This is a genomic window from Bacillus alveayuensis (assembly GCA_030812955.1).
Lineage (GTDB): Bacteria > Bacillota > Bacilli > Bacillales > Aeribacillaceae > Bacillus_CB > Bacillus_CB alveayuensis.
Window position 1 is genome coordinate 20,758 of record JAUSTR010000007.1, and the last position, 22,516, is coordinate 43,273.

20 protein-coding genes are annotated in these 22,516 nt (G+C 39.0%); 19 read left to right on the forward strand and 1 reads right to left on the reverse strand.

What is annotated here, in order from left to right:
• Position 1: 1 nt before the first annotated feature.
• The 13 genes from hxlA to J2S06_RS09610 all read left to right on the forward strand — a co-directional run bounded on the left by hxlA (position 2) and on the right by J2S06_RS09610 (position 11,996).
• Positions 2–640 carry a 3-hexulose-6-phosphate synthase gene (gene hxlA / locus J2S06_RS09550; RefSeq protein ID WP_419152129.1) on the forward strand — a complete coding sequence of 213 codons (639 nt, stop codon included), beginning with the start codon at positions 2–4 and terminating at the stop codon, positions 638–640.
• Positions 624–1,181: a 6-phospho-3-hexuloisomerase gene (gene hxlB / locus J2S06_RS09555; protein WP_419152130.1), complete on the forward strand. Its 558-nt coding sequence runs from the start codon at positions 624–626 to the stop codon at positions 1,179–1,181. The genes hxlA and hxlB overlap by 17 nt, the downstream gene beginning before the upstream one ends.
• Positions 1,182–1,196: 15 nt before the next feature.
• A complete protein-coding gene (allD, locus tag J2S06_RS09560; protein ID WP_419152131.1) occupies positions 1,197–2,210 on the forward strand; it encodes an ureidoglycolate dehydrogenase in 1,014 nt (337 codons plus the stop codon).
• 99 nt (positions 2,211–2,309) lie between these two features.
• Positions 2,310–3,308 carry a TRAP transporter substrate-binding protein gene (locus J2S06_RS09565; protein ID WP_419152132.1) on the forward strand — a complete coding sequence of 333 codons (999 nt, stop codon included), beginning with the start codon at positions 2,310–2,312 and terminating at the stop codon, positions 3,306–3,308.
• A 95-nt stretch (positions 3,309–3,403) separates the two neighbouring features.
• Positions 3,404–3,880 carry a TRAP transporter small permease gene (locus J2S06_RS09570; RefSeq protein WP_419152133.1) on the forward strand — a complete coding sequence of 159 codons (477 nt, stop codon included), beginning with the start codon at positions 3,404–3,406 and terminating at the stop codon, positions 3,878–3,880.
• On the forward strand, positions 3,880–5,154 hold the full coding sequence (locus J2S06_RS09575; protein ID WP_419152134.1) for a TRAP transporter large permease: 1,275 nt from the start codon (positions 3,880–3,882) through the stop codon (positions 5,152–5,154). Before J2S06_RS09570 ends, J2S06_RS09575 begins: the two co-directional genes overlap by 1 nt.
• Before the next feature lie 126 nt (positions 5,155–5,280).
• Positions 5,281–6,297 carry a zinc-binding alcohol dehydrogenase family protein gene (locus J2S06_RS09580; protein ID WP_419152135.1) on the forward strand — a complete coding sequence of 339 codons (1,017 nt, stop codon included), beginning with the start codon at positions 5,281–5,283 and terminating at the stop codon, positions 6,295–6,297.
• Positions 6,298–6,405: 108 nt separating this feature from the next.
• On the forward strand, positions 6,406–7,065 hold the full coding sequence (locus tag J2S06_RS09585; protein ID WP_419152160.1) for a bifunctional 4-hydroxy-2-oxoglutarate aldolase/2-dehydro-3-deoxy-phosphogluconate aldolase: 660 nt from the start codon (positions 6,406–6,408) through the stop codon (positions 7,063–7,065).
• A gap of 36 nt (positions 7,066–7,101) precedes the next feature.
• Positions 7,102–8,178 carry a mannonate dehydratase gene (gene uxuA, locus J2S06_RS09590; RefSeq protein ID WP_419152136.1) on the forward strand — a complete coding sequence of 359 codons (1,077 nt, stop codon included), beginning with the start codon at positions 7,102–7,104 and terminating at the stop codon, positions 8,176–8,178.
• Positions 8,175–9,023 (forward strand): SDR family oxidoreductase, encoded by an 849-nt coding sequence (locus J2S06_RS09595; RefSeq protein ID WP_419152137.1) that lies wholly within the window; start codon positions 8,175–8,177, stop codon positions 9,021–9,023. Before uxuA ends, J2S06_RS09595 begins: the two co-directional genes overlap by 4 nt.
• A gap of 463 nt (positions 9,024–9,486) precedes the next feature.
• The gene (locus J2S06_RS09600) at positions 9,487–9,789 is read left to right on the forward strand and encodes a hypothetical protein (protein ID WP_419152138.1); all 303 of its coding nucleotides are present in this window, start codon (positions 9,487–9,489) and stop codon (positions 9,787–9,789) included.
• Positions 9,789–10,757 (forward strand): MBL fold metallo-hydrolase, encoded by a 969-nt coding sequence (locus J2S06_RS09605; RefSeq protein WP_419152139.1) that lies wholly within the window; start codon positions 9,789–9,791, stop codon positions 10,755–10,757. The genes J2S06_RS09600 and J2S06_RS09605 overlap by 1 nt, the downstream gene beginning before the upstream one ends.
• A gap of 285 nt (positions 10,758–11,042) precedes the next feature.
• Positions 11,043–11,996, forward strand: a complete 954-nt coding sequence (locus J2S06_RS09610) for an endonuclease I family protein (protein WP_419152140.1) — start codon at positions 11,043–11,045, stop codon at positions 11,994–11,996.
• A gap of 417 nt (positions 11,997–12,413) precedes the next feature.
• Here J2S06_RS09610 and J2S06_RS09615 read toward each other — a convergent pair whose 3' ends face one another.
• The gene (locus J2S06_RS09615; protein WP_419152141.1) at positions 12,414–13,397 is read right to left on the reverse strand and encodes a Gfo/Idh/MocA family protein; all 984 of its coding nucleotides are present in this window, start codon (positions 13,395–13,397) and stop codon (positions 12,414–12,416) included.
• A gap of 335 nt (positions 13,398–13,732) precedes the next feature.
• Between J2S06_RS09615 and J2S06_RS09620 the strand changes: the two genes are divergently transcribed.
• The 6 genes from J2S06_RS09620 to J2S06_RS09645 all read left to right on the forward strand — a co-directional run bounded on the left by J2S06_RS09620 (position 13,733) and on the right by J2S06_RS09645 (position 22,254).
• Positions 13,733–15,379: a sigma-54 interaction domain-containing protein gene (locus J2S06_RS09620; protein ID WP_419152142.1), complete on the forward strand. Its 1,647-nt coding sequence runs from the start codon at positions 13,733–13,735 to the stop codon at positions 15,377–15,379.
• Between the two features lie 207 nt (positions 15,380–15,586).
• Positions 15,587–16,687: a DUF917 domain-containing protein gene (locus J2S06_RS09625; RefSeq protein ID WP_044895495.1), complete on the forward strand. Its 1,101-nt coding sequence runs from the start codon at positions 15,587–15,589 to the stop codon at positions 16,685–16,687.
• Positions 16,671–18,221 carry a hydantoinase/oxoprolinase N-terminal domain-containing protein gene (locus tag J2S06_RS09630; protein WP_044895496.1) on the forward strand — a complete coding sequence of 517 codons (1,551 nt, stop codon included), beginning with the start codon at positions 16,671–16,673 and terminating at the stop codon, positions 18,219–18,221. Before J2S06_RS09625 ends, J2S06_RS09630 begins: the two co-directional genes overlap by 17 nt.
• A 22-nt stretch (positions 18,222–18,243) precedes the next feature.
• Positions 18,244–19,563 carry a cytosine permease gene (locus tag J2S06_RS09635; RefSeq protein WP_419152143.1) on the forward strand — a complete coding sequence of 440 codons (1,320 nt, stop codon included), beginning with the start codon at positions 18,244–18,246 and terminating at the stop codon, positions 19,561–19,563.
• A 16-nt stretch (positions 19,564–19,579) separates the two neighbouring features.
• A complete protein-coding gene (locus J2S06_RS09640) occupies positions 19,580–20,677 on the forward strand; it encodes a DUF917 domain-containing protein (RefSeq protein ID WP_044895498.1) in 1,098 nt (365 codons plus the stop codon).
• Complete coding sequence (locus J2S06_RS09645) at positions 20,674–22,254, forward strand: hydantoinase/oxoprolinase N-terminal domain-containing protein (RefSeq protein ID WP_419152144.1); 1,581 nt, start codon at positions 20,674–20,676, stop codon at positions 22,252–22,254. The genes J2S06_RS09640 and J2S06_RS09645 overlap by 4 nt, the downstream gene beginning before the upstream one ends.
• The last annotated feature ends 262 nt before the right edge of the window (positions 22,255–22,516 follow it).

Consider the following 22,516-nt stretch of genomic DNA (forward strand, 5'->3'; position numbering starts at 1 on the left):
TATGAAGCTGCAGTTAGCCCTTGATCGCTTAACAAAAAAGGAATGCTTTCAAATTTTAAAGGAGACGCATTCACATGTTGATTGGATTGAGATTGGAACAGGAGTCATAAAAGAATACGGGATGCAAATTGTTCGTGAAATAAAAGCGGCCTACCCCCATAAAGTCATCGTTGCTGACATGAAAACATGCGATGCCGGCAGGCACGAGGCCATCCAAGCTTTTGAAGCTGGAGCGGATATTATGACCGTCATGGCATTTTCAGCAGATCGAACGATTACGGATACGATGGAAGTCGCTAAACAGTACCATCGGCAAGTAATGGTCGATCTGTTAGGAATTTCTGATCAAAAGAGACTTTTTGAATTGGAATCGTTAGGGGTGGAGCTTGTCAGTCTTCATTTCGGGAAAGATAGTCAATTGGAAGGTGAATTACATGCTGGCATGTTTCGTCTTTTACAAGGATTTTCCAATTTTAAGATTGCCGTCGCAGGCGGAATTCATCTTGAAAGCCTTCCTTCCATACTGGAGCATAAGCCCGATACTATTATCGTTGGAAGCGCTGTCACTAAGGCGGAAAACCCGGCTAAAGCTGCATCTAAAATGAAAGGATTGATCAAAGAGTATGAGAACGATCATTAGCACGGTTGCCAATGAGGTGTCGACGGTATTAGCAAATGTCAGCGATGAAGAAGCATTGGCGCTTGCAAATGAATTGCATCAAGCGAAGCGAATTTTTATCCTTGGTGAAGGACGCTCAGGTTTAATGGGAAAGGCTTTTGCTATGCGGCTAATGCATGGGGGCTATCACGTTTACGTCGTTGGTGAAACGATTACTCCTAGCATTGCCAAGGATGACTTGCTTGTTGTCATTTCTGGCTCAGGCTCAACAGGCTCCATTTATCAATTTGCAGAAAAAGCTAAAAAAGCGGGGGCAAAACTGTTTTCCGTAACAACCAATCGAGAATCGAAAATAGCTTCTATTAGTGATGGAATATTAGTGATTCCTGCGGCTACGAAGTATCGTAGATCAACGGAACCAACGACGATCCAGCCGCTCGGTAATCAATTTGATCAAAGTGTTCATTTACTATTAGACGCTATCATTATTTACAGTTTACAAACCGAAACGAATGAGCATTTAAATGAAGTGATGAGAAAGCGGCATGCAAATTTAGAGTAAAAGAGGTGGAGAGACATGGCAGACGTCATTGTTCAACATAACGAGTTAAAAGATTTAGTCGTGAAAAAATTAACGAAAGCAGGATTATCTACCGAACATGCAAGCGTTGTCGCTGATGTGTTAGTTCATGCCGATTTAAGAGGTGTCCATTCACACGGTGTTTTACGGACAGAGCATTATGTTAAGCGGATAACAGAAGGCGGACTAAATCCTAATCCTCAATTTTCGGTAAAAGAAACAGGTCCTAGCTCTGCGATCTTTGATGGCGATGACGGTATGGGACATGTCATTACAAAAGAAGCGATGAATTATGCCATTCAGCTAGCCGAAAAAAATGGAATCGGCATGTTGACCGTTGTGAATAGCAGTCATTGTGGTGCGTTATCTTACTTTGTACAGCAAGCAGCGGAAAAAAACATGATCGGAATGGTCATGACACATACAGATAAAATTGTCGTTCCATTTGGCGGAGCTGAAGCGTTCTTTGGAACAAATCCAATTGCCTTTGGCTTTCCAGCTAAAAAACATAAGCCGATCATTTTAGATATGGCAACGAGCAATGTTGCATTTGGGAAAATTCTCCATGCAAGAGAAGCTGGAAAAGAGATTCCTTCTGATTGGGGAGTTGATGAAAACGGCGTGCCGACAACAGATCCAAATAAAGTGTCTGCTTTACTCCCATTTGCTGGACCGAAAGGATATGGATTAGGCATGGTTGTCGATATTTTCTCTGGCATATTAGCAGGAGCCGCTTTTGGTCCACATATCGCCAAAATGTACGGCGATTACAATAAAATGCGTAAATTAGGCCATTTTGTTTGCGCGATAAATCCAGCCATCTTTACAAAGATTGATTCATTCCTTGAAAACGTTGATCGCATGATTGATGAGCTTCACGCGGTTAAACCGGCGGAAGGATTTGATCGAGTAATGGTTCCTGGAGAGCCGGAACAGCTTCGAGAAGAAGCAAGGCTAAAAGAAGGGGTTCCTGTTACGGAAACCGTTTATCAATATTTAGTGAAGGAATAGTCGATCACCTTTGAAAGGGGGGATCTGTGAGGAGAAATGTACATTTAGGGGAAATGTTTGACCACTCACTATGAAAAAAAATATGAAGGGGGATCTTTTATGAAAAAATTTAAATGGTTTACAGTTGTTTGTGCATTGATGTTGTTATTAACGGCATGTGGCTCAAATAGTTCAAAGGATTCAGCAGATAGTGGGGAAACAATTAAATGGAAACTTGGACATTTAGCTGATGAAAATCATATTTGGCATAAAACTGCATTGAAATTTGCCGATTTAGTAAAAGAAAAAACAGACGGAAAACTTGAAATTACGGTTTATCCAAATAATGCGCTTGGTGGAGAAACAGATACGATTAATAGTATTAAAGCAGGTACTGTAGACATGGTCATTTCTGGTGAAACGCTGCAAAACTGGGCTCCTAAAGCGGCATTGATGGCAGCTCCATATGCATTTAGAGATTTAGATCATGTGAAAAAAGTAGTTGAGGGCGAGATTGGTAAAGAAATTGAAGCGGAAATCAAAGAAAAAGCAGGTTTAACACCTCTTTATTATCATACTCGTGCACCACGTAATTTAACTTCTAACCGTCCGATTACTAAACCAGAAGATTTAGACGGATTTAGAATGCGCGTACCTAACGTACCGTTATTCTTAAGTGTTTGGGAGGCAGCTGGAGCGAAGCCGCAAGTGATGGATTTCAATGAAGTGTTTACTGGGCTGCAGCAAAATGTTATTGAAGGGCAAGAAAATCCAGTTGACTTAATTTATAGTGCTGCATTTTATGAAGTTCAAAAATATGTCAATAAAACGGAACATGTTTATTCTTGGATTTACGTTTTAGTTGGAAATAAGCAATTTGAATCTTTATCTGATGAAATGAAGGATGCGGTACTCTCTGCTGCTAAAGAAGCACAAGCATATGGAGAAGAGTTATTTGAAACAGAAGTTGCTGAATATGAAAAGAAATTGAAAGAAGAAGGCATGGAATTTGTAGAGGTTGACCAAGATGCATTCCGTGAAGCAATGAAGCCTGCGATTCAGAAAAACTTAACTCCAGAACAGTACGAATTATATGAAAAAATCTTAGAAGTTCAATAAAACGTTTTTCGAAGATTGATAGACATATCATCTGATCGTCCAATCGGACTAAAAAGATGGTATGTCTTTCCATTAAAAGGAGGCTGTCACCCTTTATGAAAGGTACAAAGCTGATTGATCGCACCTTAGAGCTCGCAACGATAATCACGTTTATCGGCATTATCGTTGTTGTGACGATTCAAATTCTTTCCCGCTACTTGCCTTACTCAGCTATTTGGACGGAAGAGCTAACGAGATTTTTATTCATATACTCCGTCTCTTTCGCAGCTCCGTTAGCTTTAAAAAAGAAAGAATATATTAACATTGAACTCGTTGAAAAATTGTTGCCTGAAAAAGCAAAAGTGATTTATGAAGCATTGATTTATTTAACGGTTGCTATATTTTGTGCAGTAATCGCATACCAAGGCTACCAATTTACTTTAGTTGGGGTTGGACAAAAATCCGCAACGATGGCCATTGATATGTCTATCATTCATGCAAGTATTGGTATAGCCGTATTGTTTATTGCGATTTATGCGTTGCTTCATATTGTTGAATTGCTGAAAAGTCTCCGAAAGGGGGATGAGAAATAATGTTAGCGCTCATTTTGTTTATTTCCTTTATTGTCTTAATCTTCTTAGGGGTACCAATTGCCTTTAGCTTAGGTTTATCTTCTTTATTGTATTTAATATTAGCAGATATCCCGTTAAATATTATTCCGCAAAAAATGTTTGCTGGACTTAACTCATTTGTATTGTTATGTATTCCAGGGTTTATATTAGCCGGAAATTTAATGAATTTTGGCGGTATTACAGATCGCATTATTCAATTTACGAATAATATTGTCGGTCACATTCGCGGAGGCCTTGCCTTGGCCAATGTCGGTTCATCAATGGGGTTTGCTGGTATTTCCGGAACAGCACTAGCGGATACGGCTAGTATTGGCGGTGTTCTAATCCCAGCGATGAAAAAAGAAGGATATGGTGCGGCATTTTCCGCTGCTGTTACGTCCTCTTCATCAACAGTTGGACCGATTATTCCGCCATCCTTGCCGATGATTATCGTTGGAACGCTTGCTAGCATTTCGGTTGGTGATCTTTTCCTTGCGGGGATGATCCCTGGCATTTTATTAGGTTTAGGCTTAATGATTCCGACCTACATCATTTCGGTTAAAAGAAACTACCCGAAAGGTGAAAGACAGCCGCTTTCAAAAATAATGAAGTCGTTTTATGGCGCATTTTGGGCTTTAATGATGACAGTCATTATTTTATTTGGAATTTTAGGAGGATATTTTACACCAACTGAAGCCTCCATTATAGCTGTCTTATATGCGCTTATCGTTGGGCTTTTTATCTATAAAGAATTAAAAATAAAAGATATCCCGAAAATTTTATTAAATTCCATGGTTGGAACAGCTTCGATTATGATGTTAGTTGGCTTTGCCAACTTATTTGGCTGGATTTTAGTGAGTGAGCAAATTCCGATTATGGTTGCAGATGCCATTTTAAGTATTTCAGAAAATCCAATTGTTGTCATCCTTCTTATCAATTTATTATTGCTGTTCGTTGGAACATTTATGGAAACTATTGCAGCATTGGTGATCCTATTCCCTGTCTTATTGCCTGTTGCAACAAGTATTGGAATGGATCCGATTCATTTTGGTGTCATGATGGTATTGAATTTAATGATTGGATTATCAACTCCTCCAGTCGGTGTATGTTTATTCGTGGCATCTAGTATTGGAAAAGTGTCGCTAAGTAAAACCTCTCGTGAGCTAATGCCGTTCTTAGGTGTAAGTTTAGCGGTTCTTTTATTAGTCGCATTTGTTCCGCAGCTGACCTTATTCTTGCCTAGCTTATTTGATTAAAAATAAGTCTGTCTTCGAAAAGCTTTGTTTCTTTTGATCAAGTCTTGTGATGTGCAGCCTAAGGCAACATTCATAACGAAAACAGCCTAACGAAAAGAACTAATTATTAAGAAGGAGTTGTTCCTCATGAAGGCCGTGCAAGTCGTCAGTCCAGGCAACATGCAAATGATCGAAAAAGAAAAACCGATGATTGAACATGACCATGAAGTGTTAATAAAAGTCAAAATGGTCGGAATTTGCGGTTCTGATATGCATATTTACCACGGAACTAATCCTCTTGCTACTTTGCCGAGAATTATCGGACATGAAGTAACAGGTGAAATTGTAGAGGTTGGAAAAGGAGTTACTGGACTTCAAGCTGGGGATAAAGTGGTAATCGAGCCTATCGAAACGTGTGGAAAATGCTATGCATGCCGTTTAGGCAGGAGAAATGTATGTAGAGAATTAGAAGTATATGGGGTGCACCGTGACGGCGGTATGCAGGAATATATCGTCATGCCTGAACATTTAGTTCATAAAGTAAGTCCAGATCTTGATTGGGCTGAAGCTGTACTCGTTGAACCTTTTACGATTGGCGCGCAAGCAAATTGGCGCGGAAATGTCCAAAAGGGAGATACGGTTTTTATTATGGGTGCCGGTCCAATTGGGCTTTGTTGCTTAAAGATCGCGAAATTAAAAGGAGCAACGTGTATCATTTCGGATTTAAGTGATGAACGCCTTTCTTTTGCGAAATCATGGGGAGCAGATTATATTTTAAACGCTTCTTGTGTAAATGTTCGAGAAGAAATCATGAAGATCACGAACGGTGAAGGAGCTAATGTTGTGATTGATGCCGTCTGCATCCCACAAACGTTTGCAGATGCTGTTGAAATCGCTTCGGTTGCTGGCCGTGTTGTGACGCTTGGGTTTGATTCCCGCTTTTCTCAAATACCACAGCTATCCATCACGAAAAAAGAGCTGACGATTTTAGGATCGAGATTACAAACGAATCAGTTTCCGGAAGTCATCAAGCTTTTTAACGAAGGAACACTTAAGACGGATGGAATGGTTACTCAACGTTTCACAATAGATGAAGTAAAGGATGCCTTTTCGTTTATCGAAAAGGAACCAAATCAAGTTAGAAAAGCAGTCATTGAGTTTTAATGGCGATAGATTAAGGATAAAGGAGGGGCGAGATCGTCTCATGAATCGGGTGAAATCCTCATTTCGAGGAGGATGTTTGATCCTCATGAGACATCTTCATGAAAAATGATCAAAAAAATGGGGATTTTAAAGAAAATAACGGATGTAGGAGTTGTGGCGGTTGTTCGCGCAGACCATGAGGAAGAAGCCGAACGAATTTCCAAGGCTTGTATAGAAGGTGGAGTGACAATCATCGAAATTACGTTTACAGTCCCAGGGGCAGCAGATGTCATCCGTTCACTGACGTCTAAATTTGCATCAGAAGGGGTTGTCATCGGTGCTGGAAGTGTACTAGATAGTGAGACAGCTAGAATGGCTATATTGGCTGGGGCTGAATATATTGTAAGCCCATGCTTTGACAAAAGCACTGCAAAGCTTTGCAATCGTTATCAAATCCCATATATGCCAGGATGCATGACGATTACTGAGATCAAAACAGCATTAGAATACGGTGCAGACATTATCAAATTGTTTCCAGGAAGTCATTTTGATTCCTCTATTATTAAAGCCATTAAAGGGCCGATTCCACAAGTATCCATTATGCCTACTGGCGGGGTAAATGTACAAAATGCACATGAATGGATTCAAAATGGTGCCGTTGCCATTGGTGTCGGGAGTGAGCTGACAAAGCCTGCGAAAGAAGGGAAATATTCAGAAGTAACAGCTCTAGCAAAACAATATGTGGCGATCGTAAAAGAAGCAAGAGAAAGCCGATCCCTAAATATATGATGAATAGACATTTAAACGAATGGTGGGGATAACGAAATGAAGATGGTATTTCGATGGTTCGGTGAGGGAAATGATAGCGTTTCTTTACAGCATATAAGACAAATTCCAGGTGTTGAAGGAATCGTTTGGGCTCTTCATGATATTCCGGCTGGTGAAGAGTGGCCGATGGATCGAATATTAGAAGTGAAAAAACAGGCAGATGCCTATGGACTCCATATTGACGTTGTCGAAAGCGTTAATGTCCATGAAGATATCAAACTTGGACGTCCGACTAGAGATGCCTATATTGAAAATTATAAAAGGACCATTGAAAAACTGGCAAAAGTCGGGGTCAAAGTGATTTGCTATAATTTTATGCCTGTTTTTGATTGGACAAGAACCAACTTATATAAAGAGCTAGAGGACGGTTCAACGGCACTATTTTATGAGCATGAAAAGGTTCAAAATATTGATCCTTTGGAATTAGTGAAAATGATTACAGATAATCCTAAATTTACAATGCCTGGATGGGAGCCTGAACGCTTAAAAGAGCTCGCCAGTCTGTTTGAAGCTTATCAACATGTGACAGAGGAAGATTTATGGAACCATTTGCAATATTTTTTAGAAAACATAATTCCCGTAGCGGAAGCGAACGGAATTAAAATGGCTATTCACCCAGATGATCCACCATGGTCCATTTTTGGCTTGCCAAGAATTATCACAAACAGGGAGAACATTCGTCGTTTTTTAAATCTTGTCGATAGCCCCTATAACGGTATCACTCTTTGCAGCGGTTCATTAGGGGTCAATCTAAGAAATGACATCCCAGCCATGATACGTGAATTCGCTGACCGAATCCCTTTTGCCCATATTCGCAACGTAAAAGTTTATGAAAATGGTAATTTTGTCGAAACATCACATCGAACGTGTGATGGATCAATTGATATTTATGAAATTGTGAAGGCCTATCATGAAACAGGTTTTACGGGCTACGCACGTCCCGACCATGGTAGACATATTTGGGATGAACAGTGCCGTCCAGGCTATGGACTTTATGACAGAGCCCTAGGGATTATGTATTTATGGGGAATTTGGGATTCTTTAGAAAGACGGAGAAAGGAGGAACGATTGTGATACCTCTAAACGAAAACTTAAAAGGAAAAGTCGCTGTCGTCACTGGTGGCAGTGGAGTTTTATGTAGTGCAATGGCAAAGGAACTGGCAAGACAAGGGGTTAAGGTTGCTATTATAAACTTACGTAAAGAAAAAGGCGAAAAAGTCGTAAAGGAAATTAGAGAGCAAGGCGGCGAAGCAATTGCTATTGCTTGCAATGTGTTAAATGTGAAAGAAGTGAAAAAAGCTGAAGAAATAGTGGCAAACGAGTTTGGTGTTTGCGACATTTTAATTAACGGCGCAGGAGGAAACCATCCAAAAGGAACGACGACAAATGAAATCCTAAAACCGGAAGATCTTGAAAATATGGAAATAACAACGTTTTTTGATCTCAGTAAAGAAGGATTTCAATTTGTGTTTGATTTGAATTTATTAGGAACCCTTATTCCTACACAAGTGTTTACAAAGAAAATGGTAAATAGAAAAGGAGCAACCGTTATTAATATATCATCAATGAGCGCCCCTTCGCCAATGACGAAAGTACCAGCATACAGTGCTGCTAAAGCTGCCATTGATAACTTTACGAAATGGCTAGCTGTACACATGGCTGAGGTTGGCATTCGCGTAAATGCTATCGCCCCTGGCTTTTTTCTAACTGAACAAAATAAAACGCTCCTAACAAATCCCGATGGCTCCCTAACTGATAGATCGCATAAAATACTGAGCCATACTCCTATGAGAAGGTTCGGTTCCCCTGAAGATTTATTAGGCACATTATTATGGCTAGTTGATGAAAACATGTCTGGTTTTGTCACAGGAATTACCGTCCCTGTTGACGGTGGTTTCATGGCCTATTCTGGTGTGTAGAACTCGCAACATCAATATGTTTTTTCCATTAACCATCCTTTTAAGGGTGGTTTTTTATGTTCAGAAATTAATTGGCGCTGTTGATATACGCTGTCATTCGATGATCCGTGTTTCTTTTACATGTTCAGAAATCAAATTTAAGCAGCAAAGTAGTTTATTTGAGATAGTTACCATGCAACTATAGCTCTGTCTTCGACTAAAAGGCTTGGCATCATGAAGTTGTTGTCAATTTAGGGATAGGTTTAGCCCCGATTGGACTGTCTTCGACTAAAAGGTTTGGCATCATGAAGTTGTATTTCATAAAAGGAAATGAGGGGGTTGATGACGAAATCAAAGATTGATATAAAAATGAAAATCAAAATGATAAACCGATAGAATAAGTGCTGAACCCGAGAGAATAAGTGCTGCAACCGATAGAATAAGTGCTGGAACCGAGAGATTAAGGTGCGAAACCGATAGATTAATGCGAGGAACCAAGAGATTAAATGCTGAAACCGAGAGAATAAGTGCTGAAACCGAGAGATTAAATGCTGAAACCGAGAGATTAAGGTGCGAAACCGAGAGATTAAGGTGCGAAACCGAGAGAATAAGTGCTGGAACCGATAGATTAAGGCGCGAAACCGAGAGATTAATGCGAGGAACCGAGAGAATAAGTGCTGAACCCGAGAGAATAAGTGCTGGAACCGAGAGAATAAGTGCTGAACCCGAGAGAAAAAGATGTGGGGCAGCCAGAAGTGATCATTTTAAACTAGAGGAGTGGCAATGATGAATTTTGAGAACAATCGCTATGAAATTATCCCTATTATAGTGGATGTTCAATCTAGCTTGAGAAGTATAAACTTTTTTTTAGTTAAATCCAATCATTCTCTAACGTTAGTTGATGCTGGTCTTAATAATGAGGCTTGTTGGAAGGCACTTGAAGAGACGCTTAAGAAAAATGGATATGCTTTACAAGATTTAACCGAAATCATTTTGACTCACAATCATATTGATCATGTTGGATTAGTGAATCGAATCACGGCCGTTCATCCGATACCCGTTTATGCTCATCGTGATGCGATTCCGCGTTTGAAACGAGATCCTCACTTTCTCCAAATGCGAGTTGAATTTTTTTCGCAATTGTATGAAGAAATGGGATGTGGAGAAGCAGGCTACAAGCAAGTCGCTTACCTAAAGGAATCGATCGATAAAAATACCCAAAATGCCTTGCAAGCAGAGATCATGCCATTGGAGAGAAGTCATTTAAATTTTCAAGTCATCGAGGTGCCCGGTCATTCTCCTGACCATATTGCCCTGTATGATCAAGACAATTGCCGCCTGATCTCAGGAGATTTGCTCATCAATCATATTTCCAGCAACGCTCTTGTTGAGCCGGATCATACAGGACAGCGGCTGTTGACATTATTACAACATAAACAGTCTTTAGAAAAAGTAGCAGATTTACCTTTAAATCTTGTCTTTCCAGGGCATGGTACAATGATTACAAATCCGAAAGAATTAATTAATAATAGATTAGAAGGGATGGAGAAAAAAGCTGAAAAAATTATAAACCTAATTCGAAACGGAGTGTCAACCGGAAGCGAGCTGGCTCAAGCCTATTATCGAAAAAAATATTCGGAGCAATTTTCACTCGTTATGTCCGAAATCATTGGCCATCTTGATTATTTAGAAATAAACGGAAAAATTACAAAACAATTAAAAAATGGAGTTTGGCATTATTTCATTCAAGAATAGCAGGCTTAAGAGACTTACCATTTACATTATTTAAGAAGCATCCAAAATTAAACAAACGTTTGATTAATCATTTCGTTTTCGAAAGTCTCTTTTCTAAAAGATTGTTGCTTGACAACCTTAGCTTTTCAACTCTCCAGGCAAGCGACATGCTTGCTATGTCACACTTTAGCTAGTCGAAAAGCAACAAAGTTTACGAAAACAGCCTTTCAAAAAAAGCAGGAAAAGCGTAAGGAAATGTTCTCATTCAGACAAAAAATGAAATGGAAGCAGATAAGAGGGAATTGCATGAGTAGAAAAAACAGAAAGAAAACGTACTTCACTAAACATATTGCAGAACACCGGGAATGGAAAACAAAAGACCATATTCGTCCTTCCCTTGTTTTATTAAAAAATCAAGAAAAAATTCGTCGAGATACGAAACTATATTATGATCAAGATAAAGATTTGAAAGATATAAAGTATTATTATAAAAATGTGATGAGACAAGAGAAAAATGGCATTCATCTATTCCACCTTTATCATGAATTAGTAAAAAAAACGCACAAAAATCAATTGCCTTATTTTATAAGCAAAGACCAATATTTATATACTTGGGTCGATTTGCAGCCGGATGGAACCGTAAAAAGTATTTATTCCGGTGAAGTAAGCGATCCGCACAAGCTGATTTATGAAGATTTTCAAATCATTCAAAAAAGATATGAACAATTTCAAAACCTTTTAAAAATGACAAACAAAAAGGACGCATCTTTACTGAAAAAAATCAAAAGGATCGATTTACGTTTAAAGTTTAATACAGAGCACATTGTACCGCAGTCTTGGTTTCATGCAAGAGACCCTATGAAAAGCGATTTGCATCATTTATTTGTCTGTCATCCAGATTGCAATGTCAAAAGATCCAATTACCCATATGCTGACTTTGCCTTTTATCAACCGGAATCACCTGATGAAAAAATTCGCAATCGCTGTGGCATCGTAAAAGACGGGCGTTTTGAACCAGAGCATGGAAAAGGTGCGGTTGCACGGGCAATGATGTACTTTCTACTACGGTACCCGAAGCAAATTAAAAGAAGTTTTTTAAAAGAAATTAATGTTTCTTTATTAATGAAATGGCATGAACAATTTCCTGTTTCCATCTATGAAAAACACCGCAACCAAGCTATTTATGACATTCAAGGAAATCGCAATCCTTTTATTGATTTTCAAGATTTAGTATATAAAATAAAATTTCCTTTTATTTAGGCTCTTTTCTAAAAGATTGTTGCTTTACAACCATAGATTTTCGACTGTCCAGGCAAGCGACATGCTTGCTATGTCACACTTTAGCTAGTCGAAAAGCAACAAAGTTTACGAAAACAGCCTTTATTTAACTGTTTTCCGAAAGAAGTCTCCCACTTCAACGAACGTCAGTGAGTAGGTGGGAGATGAATTTCGGTTGGCTTTTGCCAAAAAGCACAAACAATCGTATACCACAAATATGGTCAACGGAAATATTCAGCTAAGGGATGGTCATATCCAAAAGCTGTACACATGTGGAAGCAAAAAAAGTCCTCTTGGTAGGCTCATAAGGTCCTTTCATTTTACCAAGAGGACTCAATAAAAAAGCATAGAGGTAAAGGTGTTGCGCCTATAAAGCCGTCACCGCGACAAATACCCCATTTAAACGTCTGCTGGGAAAATAATCCCCGTTTGTTTTCGTGCTTGTTCGATAATGTCAATCGTTGTAAGGGAATTGTGATGTGAATTGATTTCGGATTCGTGTTTTCCGTTTTGGATTAATTCAATAAATTCTTTTACTTCGTAATACATTGGATGCTCTCGTTGTTTTTCAGTAATGTCTTCTATATGGCCATTGCGGTAGCGAATTTCGACTTTTTGCGGTGTGTGAATAGTATCCATCAAAATGCTTCCTTCTTCACCTTGAATTTCTGAAGGAATATAGGAATTTGTAATTTTTGAATACATGACAACACCATCCATATCACCATAATGAAGGATGATGCTTCCCTCGCCGTCCACTCCAGATGGAAGTCGAATACTATTTGCTTGAACACTTTGCGGTTTTCCGAATAAAAAGACCATTGGATATAGGCAGTAAATGCCAATGTCCATTAATGCGCCATTTGAAAATCGTGGATTAAAGGCATTTAATACAATTCCATTCTTATATTGATCGTAGCGTGACGAATATTGACAGTAGCTGGCAAAATAGCGGCGGATTTTTCCGATTTTATGTATATGTTTCCGAATGGATAAAAAGTTCGGTAAAAGTGTCGTTTTCATAGCTTCCATTAATACAACATTGTGTTCTTTCGCTGCCTTTAACATCGCTTTCACTTCTTTTGTATTGGATGCCATTGGCTTTTCACATAAGACATGTTTTCCATGCTTCATGAATAATATTGCTTGTTCAGCGTGAAATGAATTTGGGCTGGCGATATAAACGGCGTCCACTTCATTGCTTTTTGCCATCTCTTCTAAGCTCGTAAAGGTAAGCTTAGCCCCAACTTTTGCTGCAAATTTCTTCGCTCTTTCCTCTGTACGTGAATATACAGCTGTTAATGAAAAATCAGGGATATTTTTTGCGGCTTTTAAAAATTCCTCTGTAATCCAGTTTGTCCCGATTGTTGCAAATCTGATCATACCTACATACCTCCCTTATGTATATCCTAACATCACTCCCCCGCGGCTAAAAGGCAGTCGTGAATTGGGATTGATTGCCCTTCAAGCGGATGTCTCCATATCAATAGGATAAATCGATTATACGTGAAATAGAATTCATTTGATCATTACATGACCAATGTTAACATAATCGGAATTGTGATCGTACTAGCGAATGTTGTGAATCATGTACGAATAGGTTGCGTTCTGAACTTAACATTCCATAAGCTCCCGCAGCTACCACTCACTGTTTCTTTACGATTATAAAAAAACATTGTAAAATGTCAAAAATACTGAATTTAGAAGGTGAGAATCGGATGCTAGACTTTCATAAGGAACGATACCTTCAAAAAATAAATCATCGATTAGCAAAATTTCCAGTAGAAACGGAATTTTTCCCTTTAACAATAGAAGCTCGTTATTCGGAATATTTTTTGTCTTTATTGGAAAAAGTGCATAAGACCGGTATGAATATTTATTGTGATTTAGGTTTGCTGATTCCTGCTAAAGTGAAGGCGGAGGTTTTTGGGGTATTTGTGATAAAGCCGAAAAAACATATGGAGAAATGGTTTGAAGAGAACATAGAGATGATAGAATGTATAGCGGAAGCTTTGGTTGAAATGATTTCCACCGAAATGGAGAAAGGGCTATTAGAGAAGGAAAATGATATGTTTCGGATGGAGATTCAGCATCTTTTTTTATCAACAAAGGATTTTGTTGCATTAGTGTCACCGGACGGAACCATTCAAGAAATGAGCGATTCCTTCGCTTCTTATTTAAAGAAAAGCCGTTCCTCTTTAATCGGTGAACCGATAACGGATTTGATTTCACAAGAATATTTTCAAAATATTAAAAAAACATATGAGAATAAAGATTGGAATGTAACGCTTCATCATATTGAAGAAGAACAAATCAATGTTTATGTGAAGCCGCTCTATTATCTTCATTCGATTACCTCTTATTTGTTATATTTCAAACCAATTCAGTCAAAGGCGAAAGTGAAGCAACATACCGTTTATCAATTTCATGATATTAAAGGGGTCAGTCATTCGATTCAATCCGTGATCGAAATGGCAAAGCGTGTTGCCCCAAGCAGTACGACGATTATGCTGCGCGGCGAAAGTGGCACAGGCAAGGAAGTATTTGCTCAATCTATTCATCAGTACAGCAATCGCGCTCATAAACCATTTATTGCAATTAACTGTGCTGCTATACCTGAAACATTATTGGAAAGCGAATTATTCGGTTATGCAAAAGGTGCCTTTACAGGAGCGAAAGAAAGGAAAAAGGGGCGCTTTGAATTAGCTAACGGAGGGACCATTTTTTTAGATGAAATTGGAGATATGTCGTTACATCTTCAAGCAAAATTGTTGCGGGTCATTCAAGAACGAAAAATCGAGCCGGTAGGAGACACGAAAAGTATCGATGTGGATGTCCGCATTATTGCTGCTACACATCAAAATTTAGAAAAACTCGTTAAGGAAGGGAAATTCAGGGAAGATTTATATTATCGGTTAAATGTCATTCCGATCACCATCCCACCATTAAGAGAAAGAAAAGAGGATATACCGATTTTAATTGAATATTTTATCAAATATTGGTCAAACCGATTAAATCGTCCTCCTAAGCGATTGTCGCAAAACGTATATCAATTACTGCTAGAATATGACTGGCCGGGAAATGTGCGAGAGCTGCAAAATGTTATTCAGCATTTAGTAGAACTTGAAATTGGAGATATTGTCACCGTTAAAAGCTTGCCGGATTATTTAAAAAATCAACCCGCCATGAATGTGAAGAAAACAAACGAATATCGTGATCAACATTCAAGAGACGAAAAAGATGAAATTATTCAATTATTAGATCAATTTGGTCGAGATACCCCTGGTAAAAAGAAAGTGGCTGAAGCGTTAGGAATTAGCTTGTCAACGTTGTATAGGAGAATGAACAAATTGAAAATCAAATAGTGAGAAAACATAAGAAAAAATGAGAAAAATTGAGAAAAATTGAGAAAAAATCAGAAAATAATGGGGAAACCACTATTTTCTGATTTTTCATTATCATCAGTAAAATAAATGCCAAATAAAAAAATCATTGATTTAAAAGGAATTGAGAAAAATTAAAAATTGGCATAAAACTTGCTATTAATATTAACAAACCGGGAGGAAAAGGAAATGGCTTGGACAATCACAAAAAAAGATATTCCAGACATCGCATTAGGTGCAAAACTATTATCTTGTGGAGGTGGTGGAGACACAAAAACAATTGAACATTTGCTTCTATCCGTAATGGATGATCAGGACCTTATAGTCGTTAAAACAGTTGAAGAAATAATGGATGAATGGATTGTACCGATAGGAATGATCGGGTCACCTGTATTATATATGGAAGATATACCTGTTGGAGATGAAGGGAAACAAATATTGGAATATTATGAACACCATACAAGAAAACAGGCAAATGCCCTTATATCCATAGAAATTGGTGGCATGAACGCCTTAGTGCCGCTATTAGTTGCCTTACAAAAGCATCTCCCGGTGATTGACGGCGACGGAATGGGAAGATCCTTTCCTGAGCTAGATATGACAACATTTTATGGGTCAAACATACCGATCCCGCCGCTAGCCTTAAAAACGCTTCATCATGAAGTCATGTTAACAAAGGGAGATATCATACAACAAACAAAAGAAATCATAATGAACGACAGTGGATATGGTCATTTTATCTCCTATGGCATGAGCGGTAGAGAAGCAAAAACATCGATGATCCCTGGAACATTAAAGCTTGTTCTATATCTAGGAAAAGCGTTGAAGTCTGGAAGTCGAACGGAAAAGCTTGAAAAATTACAAGCAGCATTCGAAAACTCAGTATATGGGAAGCCGATATTTCAATTTAAAGGAACGATTATTTCCTTGCAAAAATGGTTTGAAAAAGAAGGACTAGTAGGAAGATTTTTTGTCATAGGGAGGTCTCCATTTTCGAATCGGACGATTCAAATTCAATTTCAAAATGAATTTTTATGTATTGAAGAGCAAAATGGCATGATGTTTACAACACCGGAATTAATTTTACTTCTCGATGAGCGAACACTCCTGCCTTGTAGTGTTTCCGAAATTGAAGAAGGACAGCATGTTCTCGTGTTTGTCATTCCTGCTCCGAATATGCTCAGAACTAGTGGCATGATTCAGCTAGTCGGCCCACAGAGATTTGGTTTACCAGGGTCATACAAACCTTTTGAACTAGAAGGAGGTAAACTAGATGAGGCTCGGAATTGATGTCGGAGGGACAAACACGAATGCAGTATTAGTTGCTGATGATGGGAAAATCGTAGCGGTTTCCCAACAACTCACAACAGACGATATTTTGACTGGAATTTTTGAGGCACTGAAACAAATGTTTTCAGATACGAAGCTCAATCCGAAAAAGATAAAAGGTGTGTTTATTGGGACAACCCATGTATCAAATGCTCTTTATTTTGAAACAGGATTAGTCAATGTTGCATTAATTCGACTTTCAAAACAAAAAAGCTTCATCAAGCCTGCTTTAAAATGGCCTAAATCTTTAAAGTCATATATACGACACGAATTTCATGTTCCAAGTACGCTCAGTTTTACAAAAAAGGATCCAACATGTGTGATTGAAAATGAGGTATTATCTGATATTTTTTCAGAAATTGAAAAATCAGGTGTAGAAGCAGTTTGTATTGTCGGAGCCAATTCTCCCTTTCATGAAATCGAGGAAAAATGCGTTCAAAAACAGCTGTTAGAAAGATTTCCCGACATGCATGTCACGATGTCCCATACGATTGGAAGCTTAGGATTTATTGAAAGAGAGAATGCCGCTTTATTAAATGCGATGCTGTCAAAGGTGCTAAAAAACGCTCTTAAAGGGATATCAACGATATTTGAAAAGCTGAATGTACATTGTCCTTATTGGTTAATTCAAAATAATGGATCCATTATGAGCATCGAAGAAGCGATGCATTTTCCAATATTAACGATTAGTTCGGGAGTGTTGAACAGCTTAAGAGGTGCTTCTATCTTAACAGAGCTTCGTGATTTTATTTTAGTGGATGTCGGCGGGAGTACAATCAACATTGGCAAAATGGTCAATGGGAGGATGGAAGAAAATGTTGGATCTTCAACGTTATTAGGAATTGAAATCAATATGCCGATACCAGCCATTACCTCATTGCCATTTGGATTTGAAAGTGTTGTAAAAGGCGAAAAAGGATTTCTCTCTCTTGAAAAAAAGAAGGAAAAACTGATCGGAAATGCTCAAATCACATTGGACGGAAACAAATGGACGATTACCGACTGTTTTTTAAAAAAATCTCCCATTTTCCCTTTTTATCCGAACAACCATAAGAGGAACTTGGAAAAATTATCAGAAGAGGAATGTCAAAAAATTGTGAAGTTTGTAATCAAGGAAACGAAGCAAGCGATTGACAAATACGAGGAATTAAATAGAGATATCCCGATTGTATTAGTCGGAGGGGCAAGTCCATTTTTAAAAGACAGACTATTTGGTAAATATCGAAAAGTTTATCATCCAGCTGGCTACGCTTATTGCAATGCCATCGGAGCTTGTTATGCACCTGTTAGCGCCCAGCTAGATAAGGTGCTATGGCTCCATGATGAAAAAAAAGAACACGTCATTGAAAAAAGAAAGCAAGAAGTCATTGATACCGTTATTCGTAAAGGGGCAAAACGAGATACTGTACAAGTAGTTTCAATCAAGGAATATCCGTTCGCTTATTTAAAAGGTCAAGTTTTGCGAGTGCGGATTAAAGCAGAGGGAGAATTATGAAATGAAAGGGTGATGAAGATTCATGCAAGATGACAAAAAAATAAAAGATTTTGAACGTGAACCAGTACCTCAGGAGCTTCGGAAAGGTTGGTTGAATTTAGGAGCCGTTTGGCTCGGAATTGGAATCTGTTTAGCCTCTGTTATTACAGGGGGAACGCTTGGAGCGGGTTTAACGATTTCTCAAGCTATTTTTGCGGCCATTATTGGTTCTCTGTTATTGTCTATCATCAGTGCGTTATGTTCAGTCGTTGGCGCCAAAACAGGACTATCAACAGGATTAGTTTCCAAGTTTGCTTTAGGTGAATATGGATCCTATGCTGTCTCTATCGTTATTTCGATTTCGTTATTTGGTTGGTTTGGCGTGCAAACACAGCTATTTGGGGCAAGCGCTCAACAGATTTTACATGAGTTATTTGGCGTTAACATAAGTGTTGATTTGTTATCCATCATCGGTGGTTTATTAATGACAACGAGTGCCGTGATTGGCTATAAGGCGATTGAAAAATTAAGTATTTTAGCGGCACCCCTTATGAGCTTTTTATTAATTGCCTCTTTATGGAAGGTTGTTCATTCACATACGTGGAGTGAAATATCCATCCCGCCATTAGCAGAAAATGCGATGCCGTTTACGATTGCTGTATCGATTGTTGCCGGCTCCTTTATTGTCGGCTCAGTTATTGGTCCGGACATTGCCCGTTATGCGAAAACACCAAAAGATGCTGTTTTGGCATCATTTTTTGGATTTTTAATTGGATATAGCTTTGTCCTCATTATTGCAGCGATATTGGCAAAAGCAACAAGTCAATCCGATATTGTGCAAATTATGCTTGGGTTAGGTTGGGGAAGCTTTGCGATGTTGATTTTAATCCTAGGACAATGGACAACAAATGACAACAATCTTTATTCATCGGCATTAGGCTTTTCCGTTATTTTTAAGAAAGTGCCTAAATTTATCCTTACGATCATTGCTGGTGTTATTGGAACCTTATTAGCGGCATTAAATATTTATGACAGTTTCGTTCCATTTTTAATCTTTTTAAGTGTTCTAATCCCTCCAATTGGAGGTATCTATACAGCGGATTATTTTGCAAATCAATCAAAATATTCGTTTGAGCATCTTAACACGGTTGGAAAAGTCAATGTCATTGGTGCTGCAACATGGATTGTTTCAGCATTCATTGCCTTCTGTACAACGCCAAGTCCAAATGGGTTCGGTCTGTTCACGCTGACTAATGCTCCTGCATTAGACGCCTTTTTAATTGCCTTTGTTATGCAGTTTGCATTAGTGAAAGCGGCTGAGACGAGAAAGAAGAAACTAAAAATAAATCAACAAGCCATGTAAAAGGAGAGATGGATGTATGCGGTTCATTGGCAAACAAGAAATTGAAGATATTGCAATTGGTGCAGCACTTTTAGGAACAGGGGGCGGTGGAGACCCTTATATTGGGAAACTGATGGCGCTTCAAGCCATTGAAGAGTTTGGACCAATCAAGCTGCTTTCGGTAGATGAGGTTCCAGATGATGCCTTGATCGTTCCTTCTGGCATGATGGGGGCGCCAACCGTTTTAGTTGAAAAAGTACCGAGTGGAGACGAAGCACTTCAAGCATTCAAAAGCTTAGAATCTTATCTAGGGAAAAAGATTTTTGCTACGATGCCAATCGAAGCTGGTGGTATTAACTCCTTATTACCGCTTGCCCTTGCAGCGCGATTAGGCCTCCCGGTCGTTGATGTCGATGGAATGGGGCGAGCTTTCCCAGAATTGCAAATGGTTACTTTCTACTTGGATGGGATTTCGGCAACGCCAATGGTTCTTGCAGATGAAAAAGGAAACTCCACACTTTTAAATACGATCGATAATGTTTGGGCCGAACGAATTGCAAGAAGTGCAACCATCCAAAAAGGCGGATCTGTGATGTTGGCGATTTACCCAATGTCAGGTAAGAATATTAAAGAAAGTGGAATCCATAACATTTTAAAATTAGAAGAAGACATCGGCAAAACGATTCGCTTAGCAAAAGCAAACAATGTAGATCCAATTAAAGAAGTATTAGCGTTGACAGGCGGATTTGAGCTGTTCCGTGGAAAAGTTTCAGATGTTAATCGCAAGACTGAAACAGGCTTTGCAAGAGGAACAGCGAAAATGGATGGTTTGGCAAATTATAAAGGGGAAACGTTACAACTTCGCTTTCAAAACGAACATTTAATTGCACAAACGGAAGATCGCCTTTTATGTGTCACACCAGACTTAATCGCAGTACTGGATGAAGAAACAGGTCTTCCAATTACAACAGAAGGGCTAAAATATGGAGCGCGTTGTGTAGTGATTGGTATTCCTTGTGATCCAAAGTGGAGAACCGAAAAAGGGATTGAAACGTGTGGTCCAAAATATTTTGGCTATGCGGTTGATTATGTACCTGTTGAAGAATTAGTGAAGAAAGGAACGAGAGCAAAATGAGTATTTATCGAATCGGAATCGACGTCGGTGGTACACATACAGATGCGGTTATATTAGATGAGACCAATCAAGTTATTTCGGAAACAAAGTCAAAAACAACAGTGGATGTGAGCACCGGAATTTATAAAGCGATGAAGAAAATCATTGAGGAGGCAAACGTTCCGAGAGAGCAAATTAAATATGCAATGCTTGGCACAACACATTGTACAAATGCGATAGTGGAACGGAAACGATTAAATAACATTGCGGTCATTCGCATCGGAGCTCCTGCTACATTAGCGGTTAAACCATTAATTGGTGTACCTGATGACCTTCGTGACGAACTCGGACGCTACGTTTATATCGTAAGAGGGGGTCATGAGTTTGATGGTCGGGAAATCGCCAAACTAGATGAAGAAGAGCTATATCGAATTGCCAATGAAATCAAAGGGAAGGTCGATTCGGTTGCGATCACGTCCGTTTTTTCTCCTGTTTCAGACAGTCATGAAAAACGTGCAGCAGAAATTATTCATGAAGTGCTGGGAGAAGAAATACCTGTTTCATTATCATCTGAAATTGGCAGCGTCGGCCTTTTAGAACGTGAAAACGCAACAATTTTAAATGCAGCGGTTGTCAATGTGGCCAAAACAACGGCAACGGGATTTATCAATGCTTTAAAAGAAGAAGGCATTGACGCAAAAGTTTTCTTTGGACAAAATGACGGAACGTTAATGTCTGTTGATTATGCTGTTAAGTATCCGATTTATACGATTGCATGCGGACCGACAAACTCATTACGGGGCGCATCTTATTTAACAGGTCAATCTGATGCACTTGTAGTTGATGTAGGGGGGACGACAACAGATATCGGAGTGCTTATTGAATCGTTCCCGCGTGAATCATCTTTAGCCGTTGAAATTGGAGGGGCGAGAACGAACTTCCGTATGCCTGATTTAGTGTCCATTGGGTTAGGAGGCGGAACGATTATTCGTATCAAGGATGACGGAAGCTTTACGATTGGACCAGATAGTGTCGGCTATCGCCTTCCTGAAAAAGGACTTGTTTTTGGCGGGGACACTTTAACAACAACTGACGTCGTCGTGGCGTTAGGGAAAGTAAACTTAGGGGACCCTTCTAAAGTTGCCCATTTAGATAAACGTTTACTAGAAGCAATCTATCAAAAAATGATCGAAATGGTGGAAGAAGCAATTGATAAAATGAAAACTAGTTCAGCACCTGTCCCTGTTATTCTTGTAGGGGGAGGAAGTATTTTACTTCCTGAATCGTTGAAAGGCGCTTCAAAGGTCATTCTCCCTGATCATTTTGGGGTGGCAAATGCCATTGGTGCAGCCATTGCCCAAGTAAGTGGACAAGTTGAAAAAGTATATAGTTTGGATGAATTAGGAAGAGAACAAGCGATGAATCTCGCTAAAAACGAAGCGGTTCAAGAAGCAATCAAAGCTGGAGCTGACCCAGATCATGTTGTCATTGTTGATATCGAAGACGTACCACTTGCTTATCTGCCAGGTAATGCTACACGCATTCGTGTAAAAGCAGCTGGACCATTAGCTAAAGTGGAGGAGGAACAAAAAGTTTAATATTCGTTCCCGTTTTTATTAAAGCTTTGTAGAAAGAAAAAGAGAGCTTGCCCTCCCAGGTAGCCGAAAGATAGTCTACCTGAGAGGGGATTTTGTTTGGCAATACGCTAAATTTAACCAATAGTGGCCAGTTGGTCCGATGCATCGATCACTTCTATTTTCCCAAATTCCTTCATCGCCGCCAAAATTCGTTGATAAAAGGTTTCAAACCCATTTCGTGAGGAAATAGCGGCACGCTTTTAACGAACCTCTCCCACCTACT